Origin of the sequence: Dyadobacter sp. CY345 (genome assembly GCF_021502725.1) — a bacterium.
GTDB lineage: Bacteria > Bacteroidota > Bacteroidia > Cytophagales > Spirosomataceae > Dyadobacter.
In genome coordinates this window covers 163,089-177,142 of sequence record NZ_JAKFFS010000001.1, presented here as the reverse complement: position 1 = coordinate 177,142, position 14,054 = coordinate 163,089, and the positions used below count along the sequence as shown (strand labels likewise).

The window sequence follows — 14,054 nt, the reverse complement described above, 5'->3', positions numbered from 1 at the left end:
ATGAAAACCTTGAAACTAGGCATCGCAGACGATCACGAATTATTCAGAAAAGGATTTATTTCCATGCTGAGTAATATCCCTGATTTTGATTTTATTTTGGAGGCGGCCAACGGCCAGGAACTTCTGGATAAACTTCCCGGAAATATGCCTGATATTGTTTTTATGGATCTGCAAATGCCCGTCATGGACGGTATCCAGGCGACGGAACTTGCTTTCGAGCGTTTTCCAGACATAAAAATCATCGTTGTTTCCATGTATAACGAAGACCGATTTGTAATACACATGCTCGAAAAAGGAGTTCAGGGATATCTTTTAAAAGATACCAGCCCAGACGAAGTTGAAAAAGCAATCAGACGCGTATCGGAAGACGGATTTTATTACAACGATTTTGTATCAAAGGCAATGCACCGAAAAATGGTGAACCGCCAGCCAAACAAACATCCGTTTTTCCCGAACTCATGTAACGTTGCGCTTTCAGCCCGGGAAAAAGAAGTTCTACAATTAATCTGTGATGGGTTATCAACCGTTGAAATAAGTGAAAAACTATTTATCAGTGTGCGTACCGTAGAAGGGCATCGTCTACGTGTTCTTGAAAAAACAGGTACAAAAACAACTGCCGCTGCTGTTGCTTTTGCTTACAAAAATCAGCTTTTATAGACTCTTCGTTTCATATTTCACCCAAAGTTTTAGAAGATAAAATTAAAGCACGCAAATAGCTTTGCGTGCTTTAATTTTATCTTTTTTGTTTCGTATGAAATCATTCTTCCAATTTTATTTATCTTTCTAACTTATTAATGATGATAGAATTACCCAACATTCCATCATTCAAAATTCAATCATTGATCAAATGAAAGTACTTATTGTTTGTACCAATCACGACAGTTACCCGTCAAAAACGGGAAAAACAGGATTGTGGCTGAGTGAGTTGACGCATTTTTATGATGCCATGACAAAGCGAAAAGTATTGGTTGATATAGTAAGCCCGAAAGGCGGGACGATTCCAATTGACGAAAGAAGTTTTGATCTGAAGGATGAGATCAATCAGAAATGTCTTAATGATGCAGCGTTTTTAGCAAAGTTTGAAAAATCGCTGAATCCATCTGAAATAATTGCAAAAGATTATCGTCTGATCTTTTTTACGGGAGGCGATGGAGGCATGTGGGATTTTCCTGATAACATTGAATTACAGGAAATTACAAAAATAATTTACGAAAACTATGGAATGGTAACCGCTGTTTGCCACGGTGTAAGCGGACTTTTGAATGTTAAATTATCCGACGGCTCTTATCTGATTGAAGATAAATACGTTACAGGCTTCTCCCACGTTGAGGATACGTTGATGAGTTTTGTCAGTGAAATTCCATTTCATCTGGAAGACAAACTTCGGGAACGGGGCGCGCATTATACCAAATCAATGATTCCTTTTATTGAATACATTGAAATGGATGAACGCCTGATCACCGGACAAAATCCGAACTCTGCCGGAAAAGTTGCCTCCAAAGCTTTGGAAGAACTTTTTGAAAAATAAAAAGCTCCTGATAAATCACAGAAGCCTTTTATCAATGTTATACAAACTTTTCGAACAATGTTTTGAACGTTGGCAGAATTACATCCTTTTCTGAGACAATCGGATTTGTAACGCCCCAGTCAATACCTAGTTCAGGATCATTCCATAACAAGCCCGATTCAGCGCCTTTGTTATATACGTTGGTACATTTATAACTAAATACAGAATCTTCGAGCGCTACGAAACCGTGTGCAAATCCTTCCGGAATGTATGCCATGTTGTTGGTATCACTGCGTAATTCAAAAACTTCATGTTTTCCAAAAGTTGGAGAATCGGGACGAATATCAACGGCTACATCCAAAACACGCCCTGATATTACACGGACCAATTTCCCCTGAGCGAAAGGTGCATTCTGGAAATGCAGGCCTCTGACAACTCCTTTGATTGAAAATGACTGGTTGTCCTGGACGAAATTCGTTGGCAAGCCTAATTTTTCAAACACTTCTTCATTGTATGACTCAAAGAAAAACCCTCTGTCATCCTGAAAAACACGTGGGAAAATTTCGACTAAACCAGCAATAGATGTTTCACGGATCTGCATAATGACTTTTTAAATTACCCTTTTTAAGATTGTAACAATTTAATGTGCGCTCAAATTTATGAATCTATTTGCAGACGTTGTAATTTCGGCACATTATTTCGAAATAACATGACATACGAAGCGCTTTTTGACCAAATTTCCCAAAAGAAATCTTACCTCTGCGTCGGACTTGACACCGATATACGTAAAATCCCTGCTCATTTACAAAAAGAGAGTGATCCGGTTTTTGAATTCAATAAACAAATTATTGACGCCACAGCTGATTATTGCGTTTCTTATAAACCAAATATCGCATTTTACGAAGCTCTGGGCGCAAAGGGATGGGAAAGTTTACAAAAAACAATTGAGTATATTCCAAAAAGCCATTTTACTATTGCCGATGCAAAACGAGGTGACATTGGAAATACGTCAGGACTGTATGCCCGTACTTTTTTCGATCCATCTTCATCAGGCCTGGATTTTAATTCGGTGACCGTCGCACCTTATATGGGAAGTGATTCAGTAAAACCATTTCTTGATTTCGATGGTAAATGGGTGATCCTTTTAGCGCTAACATCTAATTCAGGAGGATCTGATTTTCAGCGACTTGAAACAAAGGAAGGCTTTTTATATGAACACGTTTTGAAAACTTCACAAACATGGGCAGGTGCTGATCGCATGATGTATGTGGTTGGGGCGACGCAGGCAAAAGATCTGGCCAATATCCGCACAATCGTTCCTGATCATTTTTTATTGGTTCCGGGTGTTGGCGCACAGGGTGGAAACCTCGAAGAAGTATCACGATATGGTATGAATAAATCCTGCGGGTTACTTGTCAATGCTTCCAGAAGTATCATTTACGCCAGCGACGGTCTTGATTTTGCACAAAAGGCGAAGGAGGAAGCGCAGGTTTTACAAAAGGAAATGGCTGTATATCTCGACAAGTATTGCAAATAAGTCACCTTCCGCTTTCTAAAAATTAATTTAATACCATCCAATTATTTTCCAATGCAGCTTTCAGAACAAAATATATATACAATACAAAACATTGATCCGATTCAGCTTGTTGAGCAATACGGCAGCCCTCTTTATGTTTATGATGGATCTACAATTCGTCGCAAAGTGCAGGAATTGCAAAGTGCTTTTTCAAGCATTGATATGAAGATAAAATTTGCATGCAAATCAAATACGAATCTTGCCATTTTAAGATTGATGCGTGAAATCGGCGTTGGGCTTGATGTGGTTTCGACCGGCGAGTTGGAAATGGGAAAAATAGCCGGATATGATACTACACAAATCACATTCACACCAAGCGGTGTTCCGTTTCACGAAGTAAAAACGGCAGTTGAAGCTGGTGCAATCGTCAATGTTGACAGCATTCCTTTGCTGGAATGGTTTGGACAAACTTATGGAAATACAAAGCCATGCCTGATACGTCTGAAACCAAACGTAGCTGCCGGTGGAAATATTAAAATCATGACTGCCCATGCAGATTCCAAATTTGGGATTTCGGTGTTGCTTATGGACCAGATTTTAGAAGTTGTAAAAAAGTACGACATCAAAGTTATTGGCTTACACCAGCATACCGGGTCAGACATAATAGATGCTGAACCATTTTTACAGGTAGCGGATATTCTTTTCGAGGCTGCATTGCAGCTCCCGGACCTTGAAATTATTGACTTGGGAGGCGGCTTTAAAGTTTCTTATAAACCAAATGATCCGATCACTGATATGGAGCTTTTGGGGAATAAAATTTCAGAACGTTTCAAAAACTTCTGCACTAAATATGGCCGTGAACTGCAACTATGGTTTGAACCAGGGAAATTTCTGGTGAGCGAATGTGGTTATTTGCTGGTAAATGCAACTGTTGTAAAGGAAGATCCGGCCCGCACATTTGTTCATATCGACTCTGGTTTGAACCACCTTATCCGGCCGATGATGTACGGATCTTACCACCATATCCTGAACATTTCTAATCCGGCGGGTGAAGAAAAGGATTATACTGTTGTAGGTTATATCTGCGAAACGGATACGTTCGCAACCGATCGTCCGCTACCGGCAGTTCGTCAGGGTGATGTTCTGGCGTTTATGAATGCTGGCGCGTATGGTTTCACGATGAGTTCAAACTACAACGCCCGTTTCCGCCCGGCAGAAGTTTTAATTGACAACGGCACCGCGAAATTGGTTCGACGACGCGAGACTTTGGAAGATCTGCTTCGCACGCAGGTAGGTTACATAGAGTAACACGGAGGAAAAAAAAAGAGGGACACAGAGTTTACGTTAAAATAAAACTCTGTGTCCCTCTTAATTTTCTCTGTGATCCCCTGTGTAACCTACCCGATTTTCAAGTGGAAAGATTTTGCTTTTGTCAAAGCTTCGTATCCAACTTTTGAAAGCGTCACTCCCCTACCAGAATTTTTAACACCCGTCCAAGCCAGGGCAGGATCAAGATAGTCGCAGCGGTTCATAAACCATGTTCCTGTTTCCACCTGCGCTCCAATTTCCAAAGCCGCATCAATATCGCTTGTCCAGATAGAAGCCGTTAAACCATATTGGCTATCATTCATTAATTGAATCGCTTCTTCATCACTTTTCACCGACATAATTCCGACAACCGGAGCAAAAGTTTCTTCCGTCATCACCTGCATGGAATGGTCGACATTGACCAAAACCTGAGGAGCCATATAAGGCGTTCCTTCTTTATGCAAAGGAAAAAGCGACGTATCAACAAGTGCCTTCGCGCCTTGTTTAACTGCTTCGTCCACCTGTTTCTGAGCAAAAGCGGCGGCAGAAGTTCTAACCATCGGTCCCAAAGTTGTGTCTGCATCAAGCGGATCACCGAGGGTATATGTTTTCGTCAGTTCAACAAATCCTTCAACAAATTTGTCGTACACGTCTTCGTGAACATAAATTCTTTCGATACCGCAGCATGATTGTCCGGAATTAAAAAATGATCCATCCACCAGATTTTCAACTGCGTCAGCAAGATTGGCATCCGCGCGCACATAGGCAGGATCCTTTCCACCAAGCTCCAACCCGCCTACAATAAATCGCTCATTGATCGATTTTTGAACTGCATGTCCGCCTTCCACCGAGCCTGTAAATGCAACATAGGCAGTTCTCGGATCGGAAATAACCTTTGCCACCTTTTCGTGACTTAAATGCAAATATTGAAAAACACCATCCGGCAAACCTGCGTAGGCAAATGCCTCCGCATAACGTTCGGCACAAAGCGGTGTTTGCTGTGCGTGTTTCAAAATAACTGTATTTCCAGCCATAATCGCTGGAATAACGGAGTTGACCGAAGTCAGATAAGGATAATTCCATGGTGCAACCACAAATATTACGCCGACCGGATCGCGTCTGATAAACCGCTTAAATCCGGCAATTTCCTCCACCTCAACGTCTGCCAAAGCTTGTTCAGCAACAGAAATCATATACTTCGCACGCTCCTGAAATCCTTTGCGAATTTCATTGGCAGTATAACGGATCGGGCGCCCCATTTGCCAGGTCAGCTCCAAACCAATTTCGTCGGCATGGTTCAGGAAATACTCAACAGCTTGTAAACAAAAATCAGCGCGATCTTTAATCGACGTTTTTTTCCATTCCTTCTGTGCTTCTGTTGCTTTTGCCAAAGCATTTTCGATCATTTCATCTGTCGCCAATGGCCGTTCCAGATATATGGATCCATCGACGGGACTTATTGTTTTTTGCATAAAACCGAAAATTTATAATGGCGTTACATAAGCAGAGGTAATCCCTCCATCAACCAAAAAGTCAGTTCCTGTTACAAAAGAAGACTCATCTGATGCAAGGAATAAAACGGCAGAAGCCATTTCTTTTGCTTCACCAAAACGACCCATGGGAATATGTACCAAACGGCGTTGTTTCTTTTCTTCTGTATTTAAAAATTTCATTAGCAATTCTGTACGAAGAGGGCCCGGGCACAAGGCATTTACACGGATATTTTCACGTGCATGGATAATGGCCAATTCTCTTGTCAAAGCTAAAACAGCTCCTTTACTCGCTGTATAAGCAACTTGCGGTGTTGCAGCTCCCAAAATTGCCACAAAAGATGCGGTATTGATAATGGATCCTCCACCTGCCCGCTGCAAGGCTGGAATACCATATTTACAACCAAGGAACACTCCCTTTGCATTGATATTCATCGTCAGATCCCAAATGGATTCTTCGGTCGTTACCGCATTATCGTCATCGCTGTGCATGATACCGGCGTTGTTAAACATGATGTTTAACTTTCCAAATTTTTCTTCAGTGAAGGCAACCATTGCTTCACAATCGGCTGCTTTTGATACGTCGGCATGTAGATAAAAAGCTTCGCCGCCTTCTGCGGTTATCATATCCGCCGTTTCCTGCCCGGCTTTATCATTGACATCGGTAATAACAATCTTCGCTCCTTCTTTTGCAAACAAAAGAGCAGTTTCCCGGCCGATTCCACCGCTTCCACCTGTGATAAGGGCGACTTTGTTTTCTAAACGCATTGGATGGTATTGTTTAAAATTATAGTAATTGAGTTTATTATCGTTTTAAAATTTTCTGGTATTTCAAGGAGGCTCCTACGGAGCCAAACACTGGCCAGGATTAGTCCCATCACTATAAACAGGAAGCCGCGCTGCGGCTGGCTCCAAATTTTTAGAACTAATTTCTCTTCAGCAACTCTCCGGCTTATTACTCAGCTCCACCGGAGCATCCTGTTTATAGCCCATTGCTTATGTGAGCCTGATCGTGACTCCTTCGGAGTCTCCCAATTTTTATTAAATACAGCTGCAATCAAATCCAGGAGGCTCCTACGGAGCCAAACCTTGCGCTTTATAATTCATTTCTATAAACAGGAAGCCGCTAAGCGGCTGGATAATTCCTGATTCTGAGATATTAATTCTTATTCGAGAAATTTCCCTCTTTACACCCCCGCTCCATCAGAGGATCCTGTCTATAGCAATTGCTTCTTCTGATTCGGAATCCAGGCTCCTTCGGAGCCTCCTAACTATTTATCAAAGAACTCAAACAAATATTGATCATCAAACGGCACTTCAAATTTTTTCAGAAAATCACGATACTCTTCTTCAAATGTTTTTTTTCGATGATGTTCTTCTTGATTCAAAACATAATTCATGACCGAACCAATATGAGAATGTGAATAAGAAAACACACCATATCCTTCCTGCCATCCAAATCTATAATTCGTCCACTTCTTGCTATTGACAAATTCATTACTCTCAACCTTAATCTCTTTGATAAAATCAGGGATGGACAAAACAGGTTTAAATCCGACAAAAATATGCGTATGATCCGGCATACAATTTACGGCCAACATTTTTGATTTTCTGTTTTGAACCAGAGCAGTGAAATATTTATGCAATTCTTCTTTGTGATTTTGAGGTATTAAACTTTGTCGGTTTTTAACCGCAAAAACAAATTGCAAATAAATTTGAGAATAGGTGTTTGCCATCTCTATTATTTTTTAGTGTGTGGTAATATATCAATTCATAGATAGTTGTGGTTTCCAGGAGGCTCTTACGGAGCCAAACACCGGCTAGGATTAGTGCCGTTTCTATAAACAGGAAGCCGCTCTGCGGCTGGCTAATTCCAAATTTCAGGAATAAATTGTCGCTTCAAAAATCCACTTTTCGGACTTTCGCTCCGTAGGAGCATCCTGTTTATAGAAATTGTTGTAAGGTAAAATTCCCGGCTCCAGCGGAGCCTCCTGCCTAACTCGTAAATTTCCCTTAAATCCGTTCAATAACATCGATTCCATTCCCAATCCGTAACCAATATATAATATGCACGCTATTCTGTTTTAAAGAAATGTAATGTTTTACCACATCTTCGTCAAAGGTTTCCTTTGCGAACACTGGCCAGGATTAGTCCCATCACTATAAACAGGAAGTCGCGCTGCGGCTGGATAATTCTAAATTTCAGGAATAAATTGTCGCTTCAAAAATCCACTTTCCTGGCTTTCGCTCCGTAGGAGCATCCTGTTTATAGAAATTGTTGCAAGGTAAAATTTTACCGGCTCCGTAGGAGCCTCCTGCCTAACTCGCAAATCTCCCTTAAATGCGTTCAAAATACCGCTTCCGTTCCCAATCCGTAACCGACATATCATATGCCCGCTGTTCTGTTTTAAAGAAATGGGTATAATGTTTCACTACATCTTCTCCAAAAGTCTCCTTGGCAAATGTGCTTTGTTCAAAAAGAGCTGTTGCTTCGGCAAGTGTGTACGGGACTCTTGGCAAATGCGCGGCTGCATAAATATCTCCTTCAAAACATTCCGGCGGTTCAACTTTATTTTTTATTCCTGCCAATCCTGATGCAAGCGAAGCTGCAAAAGTCAGATAAGGATTACAGTCAGCGCCAGGAATTCGGCATTCGATCCGCAGACTTGAACCATGTCCCACCACGCGAAAACCAGCTGTGCGATTGTCATAACTCCATGCAAGGCGCGTCGGAGCCCAGGAGCCGTCGACAAAACGTTTATAGGAATTCACTGTCGGCGCGTAAAACGGCATCACATCCGGCACATGTTTTATCCATCCGCCCAGAAACCAGCGAAAAATATCTGACCCTTTTACCGGCCCAAACTGCTGATCTCCTGCAAAAGCATTTTTACCATCTTTCCACAAACTCATGTGGATATGACTGCTTGAACCGGCTTGTCCTGTTGCAAACTTTGCCATAAAAGTTACCGAAAAACCCATGGCATCGGCCACCTCTTTCATGCATTGTTTATAAACAACATGGTTATCCGCCATGGGTAAAGCCTCAGCATATTTCACATTCAGTTCATGTTGCCCTAACCCCCACTCGCCTTTGGACGTTTCGATGGCAATGCCGGAGTTTTTCAAATGCCTTCTGACTGCAGAAGTGAATTTTTCATTTCTCGTCCCTTGAAGTATATGGTAATCTTCAAGATAATATCCGGCCGGGGTTAAATCCTGGTAATGCTTTTGAAAAGCATCTTTGTAAGTATTTTCTAAAAGGTAATATTCCAATTCCGACGCTGCAAAACATTTTAACCCGTCAAAGTCTGCGGCATTTTCAAGCTGCTTATTCAAGATTGAGCGCGGTGCGACAGGAACAGGAGCATGGTTTTTTTCATCAAAAATATCACAGATAATCAGCGCTGTTTTTTCCAGCCAGTCCGCCATACGCAAAGTGGATAGATCGGGAACCATGTGAAAATCGCCGTAACCAAGCTCCCAGTTCGCATAAGTATATCCCGGAACCGGCTCCATTTCCATATCCGTTGTCAAAAGATAATCACAGCCGTGCGTTCCCGATTTCAGTACGCTATCAATGAAATATTCAGCGTCCACCCGCTTTCCAAGTAAGCGCCCGTAATGGTCTGTAAACCCTACGATTACAGTTTCAATTTCTTCAAGCTCAACTTTTTTTTCAAAATCTTCCTGTGTGAGAAATCCTTTAACGGGCATAAGAAAGTGGTTGTTAGCGTAATTTATCTATTTTAGTACTCATTGGAAATTTTAACATAACCTTTTTACCTGACGCTTTTTCAAGCATGGGCGTCAATATTTTGGTTGCATTTTCCTTTGTCTGTTCCAGAATCCCCATATCCAGGGCCGACTTCTGGATTTGCTTTTCCGCTTGTAAAAATGCCTCATTCACAAGTTTCCCCTCTTCCATAAAAGCATATTCCGTATTATAAACTTTGGAATGTTCATGATCAATTTTGAAAACACATAACTCCGGTTCAGGCATGTTCACTACTAAAATCTCCTGTTCAGAGGTAATATCAGCAATCTCAATTTTGGTTAAATCCACACAACCAATTGCTTCTCCCTGTACAATGATAACCGCTTTTGCATTGGGAAGCCAGGTCTTAACAACTTCCTGTTCCACGACATCTTTAAAATTATATTTTACCAGTTCCAGCTTGCCCATAGCCGTCATTTCTTCAAGCACCAAAGTATGAACTGTCTCTGTCTTGCCTTTTCCCGAAACCCAGTCCGGAATCCAGTTTCCGGTACTGAAATTATCCCACATTGATTTTAATCCGACCAGAATAAGTACGAATAAAAAAAATCGGATCAGGAATGGAATTAAACGCATAAAATTATTTTAAGTGACTTATCTCTTTATCAACCTATTAAAGCTATTCAGAATCTGTAATTTTCAAATTTTCACGGGCCATTCGCTGTGCTATAACACTAGCCGCGATAAGCTGTAACGCATGATAGAGCATAATGGGCAACAACATTACTCCGGCATAAGCAGCGCCTGAAAATAAAACTTTGGACATTACAGCGCCCTGAATCAGAGATTTTTTCGAACCACAAAATACTGCAGTTATTTCATCTTCTCGACTAAAATGCAGCAGTCGACTAAAAAAGGTTAATACTGTGTAAATTAGAAAAAACAAGGACAACATTCCTATTCCTAAAAGTACAATATCTTTAATTTCAAATCCACTAAATAAATGCTCGCCAAATGATTCACAGAATGAAGTGTAAACGATCAATAGAATGGTAGACTGGTCGAAATACCGGATTTTGGTTTTATTTCTTTCTGCAAAATTTCCCCATTTTTTATTCAGCAATAACCCCAGCGCCACTGGTAACATCACTTGTAAAGACAGTTTTCCGACTACGCCTATCAAATCAAAATCACCGGAAGCATCATCCAGTACCAGCCCCATCCAAAGCGGTGTGATAAAAACACCCATTAAGCTGGAAATACTGGCATTAAAAATTGCAGCCGGGATATTACCGTTTGCTATGGAAACCATAACAACAGCAGAGGAAACAGTTGAAGGAAGTGTAGTCAGAAAAAAGATAGATAACCAAAGCATTTCATTCTCATGCCCAACAAAAAGCGGACGGCAAGCCAGCGCGATTAATGGAAATAACACAAAAGTTGAAAAATGGATCATTGCGTGCAATCGCCAGTTGGACAAGCCCGCCTTTAATTTCTCCGGACTTAGCCTTAATCCGTAAAAGAAAAAAACTACTGAAACACCGTACGTCGCAATCTCCCCCAATGGCACAGGGCTTGTCTTCATTCCGGGATATGGCCATAAATACGCCAATCCGATCATGCTGATCAGCAACAATAAAAATCCGTCCAAACCAGCCTTTTGCGCCACATTTGCAATTTTATTCATTTCATTTTCACTACATCCGAAGTTAATCAGATCAATGCGTTACAGTTTATCAATAATTTTTTCTGAATTCTAACTAATGAACAAAAGGTTAGAATGATGCGATCTCGTCGTGGAATATAACGTAATTAAATCCTTTTGACCTATTTGTTTGGCCAGGAATAATCTGTTATCATCGTTGAAAAGTCAAACTCCTGATCAATAAACGCCTTAAAATGAAAATCAGTTACCTAATTTTAATTTTCTCAGTATTTTCTAATATTTCTGCCAAAGCGCAGTGGAAGCTGGTTTGGTCTGATGAGTTTAATATTGACGGAAAACCGGATCCAAAAAACTGGAAAGCTGAAAAAGGATTTGTCAGGAATCATGAAGATCAATGGTATCAGGCAGAAAATGCTTTTTGTAAAGATGGAATGCTCATTATTGAAGCGCGCCGGGAAGAGGTGAAAAATCCAAATTATATTTCCGGAAGTAAGAACTGGAAGGAGGAAAGAAGTTCAGCTCATTATACTTCGGCGAGCCTGGTCACGCAAGGCATGCAAAGTTTCAAATATGGCCGATTTGAAATGCGTGCTAAAATTGATACAAGATCCGGTATGTGGCCAGCTTTCTGGACGCTAGGAAATGAAGGCGAGTGGCCCGAAAACGGTGAAATTGATATAATGGAATATTACCGCGGAACGATCCTGGCCAACGCTGTCTGGGGTTCTAGGGAAAAATGGAAAGGTATCTGGAGCACTGTGAAAAAGCCAATTTCAGAATTTAATGATCCGGAATGGTCTAACAAATTTCACATGTGGAGAATGGATTGGGATGAAAAAAGCATCAAACTTTATGTTGATGATTTTTTGATGAATTCCATTGATCTTGAAAAAACATACAACGCAAAAGAACCACACAAAAACCCTTTCCGTCAGCCACATTACATTTTAGTCGGAATGGCGATTGGTGGTGATAATGGAGAAGATCCTGCTAAAACGGATTTTCCGGCGCGTTATGAGATTGATTATGTGAGGGTTTATCAGAAATGACGAGGTTTCAAGATTGTAACTAACTCTGTTAGATTTTTGACATAGGTATTTCTTATGACCATAGTAAAAATAAGGGTTTGAAATAGTGGAATAAATACTCATTGTCAGAGTAATGTAATCTCATTTCCTACCAAAAGCTCAGCATTAAACTTATCCAGAAAATCAACAACCGCATTAAGTGATTCAGCTCTGGCCACAGGATAAGAATTATTACCGACTATACATATTATGGCTTTGAGTTGAAGCCGATGAAAAGAAATATTTGCCTTAATAAACTCATAAATTGTATTTTGTAGCTGCTTTTGAGCAGTTTCCCGTGCCCTCTTTCTCTGACCAAGTTTTTTTGAGAATTTAATCTCCAAAAAGCAAAAATCACTTTCTGTAAAGACTGCACAATCACAACGAGATGGCCCCAAATCAGTAAAAATACATTTATCAATAGCCAGAAAATGTATTTCAATATTCCTGGGATTTTTTACAGCAAAATGAACTTGTTCGTTTAAATTTTTACGAACATAGCAACGCCGCGGATCACTATCATTATCAAATATTTCAAACGAAGTGGTCAATCTTTCCAAGCACGTACCACCAACAATTTGCGGAAAGGAATTTTCAATGGCTTGTTGCATTTTCTGTTCTATAAATTTCCATCAAGGCGTTAAATTCATCCATTATATCCTCAGAAACACCATCCAGTTCATTTTCGGCAATAAGTCCTGTTGTCGAACTAGTAATTGAACGTATAGTGCCTTCTGCAACAAAGTATGCAATAAAATCATCAGGATTTAACCACGATTCCTTTGGGATAACTTTCGCTATTTCTTCTGCTCGTTCAGGATGTTTCTGAGCAACTTTGTAGGCAAAAAGTAAAGTATTTAATGATGAAAGGACATACGGGCTATGAGTTGTCATCAATAAATGACCTCCCTTTCTAGTGCATTTATCTGTTAAATCATATATTAGACTTTTTTGGGTCGACGGATACAGATTCAACTCAGGTTCTTCAATTATAAAAAAGTTCCCAACGTTATTAATGTTATTTTCAATCACCAATTTCATTGGAAAAATTGATTGATAACCACTTGCACTTTCACTTAGCAACACATCTCCAGACTCACTACTAAATATATAATCATTCCCATTTTCATTTTTATAAGAAACATCTAAATATTCCACAGGCAAAGTAGTTATTTTACTTTTTGCAATAAAATAGACTCTTGCAAATTCTGAAATAAATTTAGGAATTGAAGTCTCTTGTGTGATGAGCTCAAATATTGAATCTATAAAGAGTGGTAAAAATGTTCTCTCAGCCGGAATATAAAAGTTTTTAAAATCTTCAAAATCTCTTGCCTTAACTCCTATTTGCGAAGTATTAAAGTCAAAATTCAATTTTAAGCTTTCAAATATTATTTTGCGTGTAAAAGAGTCTACTTCTTTACTTTTTTCTAAAATAGTTCCGCCTGTGATATACTTACGACTTAAACTATATCTCGAAAGTAATGCAATTAAGTCTTCTTCCCCATTTTGTAGTGAGTTGAATATCGCCACCAACTTCGCCAGCGTACTCTTCCCACTCCCCTGCGGACCAATCAATACAGTTGTTTTCTTAATATCAAGTTCAGCATTCTTGATAGGCCCAAAATCCCTTATGATTAGTTTATCTGCCATTTCTATTGTCCCTTTTTTACAATATTACAAAATCTAACCTGTATTCATTAGCACACCTCCTTCCCTTTCACCCAAAAAATCCGTAAATTTGCGGTCTGAAATTTAGGAAGAGCCAAATAACGAAGCTTAAAG

The 14,054-nt window shown here is 40.0% G+C and carries 14 protein-coding genes; 5 read left to right on the top strand and 9 right to left on the bottom strand.

All coding sequences use genetic code 11. The features are described from left to right. Together L0657_RS00780 and L0657_RS00775 are read left to right on the top strand one after the other, a co-directional pair. On the top strand, window positions 1-657 hold the full coding sequence (locus L0657_RS00780) for a response regulator transcription factor (RefSeq protein WP_235148418.1): 657 nt from the start codon (window positions 1-3) through the stop codon (window positions 655-657). 190 nt (window positions 658-847) lie between these two features. Then, complete coding sequence (locus L0657_RS00775; RefSeq protein ID WP_235148417.1) at window positions 848-1,528, top strand: type 1 glutamine amidotransferase domain-containing protein; 681 nt, start codon at window positions 848-850, stop codon at window positions 1,526-1,528. Window positions 1,529-1,565: 37 nt separating this feature from the next. On the opposite strand, the gene rfbC is transcribed toward L0657_RS00775, so the two are convergent. Continuing rightward, window positions 1,566-2,108, bottom strand: a complete 543-nt coding sequence (gene rfbC / locus L0657_RS00770; RefSeq protein WP_235148416.1) for a dTDP-4-dehydrorhamnose 3,5-epimerase — start codon at window positions 2,106-2,108, stop codon at window positions 1,566-1,568. A gap of 108 nt (window positions 2,109-2,216) precedes the next feature. On the opposite strand from rfbC, the gene pyrF reads away from it, so the two are divergent. Both pyrF and lysA read left to right on the top strand, forming a co-directional pair. Continuing rightward, the gene (gene pyrF, locus L0657_RS00765) at window positions 2,217-3,044 is read left to right on the top strand and encodes an orotidine-5'-phosphate decarboxylase (RefSeq protein WP_235148415.1); all 828 of its coding nucleotides are present in this window, start codon (window positions 2,217-2,219) and stop codon (window positions 3,042-3,044) included. Between the two features lie 51 nt (window positions 3,045-3,095). Continuing rightward, complete coding sequence (lysA, locus tag L0657_RS00760) at window positions 3,096-4,331, top strand: diaminopimelate decarboxylase (RefSeq protein ID WP_235148414.1); 1,236 nt, start codon at window positions 3,096-3,098, stop codon at window positions 4,329-4,331. A gap of 89 nt (window positions 4,332-4,420) precedes the next feature. Here lysA and L0657_RS00755 read toward each other — a convergent pair whose 3' ends face one another. From L0657_RS00755 to L0657_RS00730, 6 genes are all read right to left on the bottom strand, one after another. Continuing rightward, on the bottom strand, window positions 4,421-5,803 hold the full coding sequence (locus L0657_RS00755; protein WP_235148413.1) for an aldehyde dehydrogenase family protein: 1,383 nt from the start codon (window positions 5,801-5,803) through the stop codon (window positions 4,421-4,423). Between the two features lie 12 nt (window positions 5,804-5,815). Beyond that, on the bottom strand, window positions 5,816-6,589 hold the full coding sequence (locus tag L0657_RS00750) for a glucose 1-dehydrogenase (RefSeq protein WP_235148412.1): 774 nt from the start codon (window positions 6,587-6,589) through the stop codon (window positions 5,816-5,818). A 503-nt stretch (window positions 6,590-7,092) separates the two neighbouring features. Then, window positions 7,093-7,557 carry an IS200/IS605 family transposase gene (gene tnpA / locus L0657_RS00745; RefSeq protein WP_235148411.1) on the bottom strand — a complete coding sequence of 155 codons (465 nt, stop codon included), beginning with the start codon at window positions 7,555-7,557 and terminating at the stop codon, window positions 7,093-7,095. Window positions 7,558-8,158: 601 nt separating this feature from the next. Then, window positions 8,159-9,538, bottom strand: a complete 1,380-nt coding sequence (locus tag L0657_RS00740; protein ID WP_235148410.1) for a glutamine synthetase family protein — start codon at window positions 9,536-9,538, stop codon at window positions 8,159-8,161. 13 nt (window positions 9,539-9,551) lie between these two features. Beyond that, window positions 9,552-10,175, bottom strand: a complete 624-nt coding sequence (locus tag L0657_RS00735) for a DUF4230 domain-containing protein (RefSeq protein ID WP_235148409.1) — start codon at window positions 10,173-10,175, stop codon at window positions 9,552-9,554. Between the two features lie 43 nt (window positions 10,176-10,218). Continuing rightward, on the bottom strand, window positions 10,219-11,226 hold the full coding sequence (locus L0657_RS00730) for a bile acid:sodium symporter family protein (protein WP_235148408.1): 1,008 nt from the start codon (window positions 11,224-11,226) through the stop codon (window positions 10,219-10,221). 212 nt (window positions 11,227-11,438) lie between these two features. On the opposite strand from L0657_RS00730, the gene L0657_RS00725 reads away from it, so the two are divergent. After that, entirely contained in the window at window positions 11,439-12,254 is an 816-nt protein-coding gene (locus L0657_RS00725) for a family 16 glycosylhydrolase (protein ID WP_235148407.1), read from the top strand. Window positions 12,255-12,358: 104 nt separating this feature from the next. Here the strand turns inward: L0657_RS00725 and L0657_RS00720 are convergent, their stop codons facing one another. Both L0657_RS00720 and L0657_RS00715 read right to left on the bottom strand, forming a co-directional pair. Beyond that, on the bottom strand, window positions 12,359-12,883 hold the full coding sequence (locus L0657_RS00720; protein ID WP_235148406.1) for a hypothetical protein: 525 nt from the start codon (window positions 12,881-12,883) through the stop codon (window positions 12,359-12,361). Next, complete coding sequence (locus L0657_RS00715; protein ID WP_235148405.1) at window positions 12,867-13,922, bottom strand: AAA family ATPase; 1,056 nt, start codon at window positions 13,920-13,922, stop codon at window positions 12,867-12,869. Before L0657_RS00715 ends, L0657_RS00720 begins: the two co-directional genes overlap by 17 nt. Window positions 13,923-14,054 lie beyond the last annotated feature (132 nt).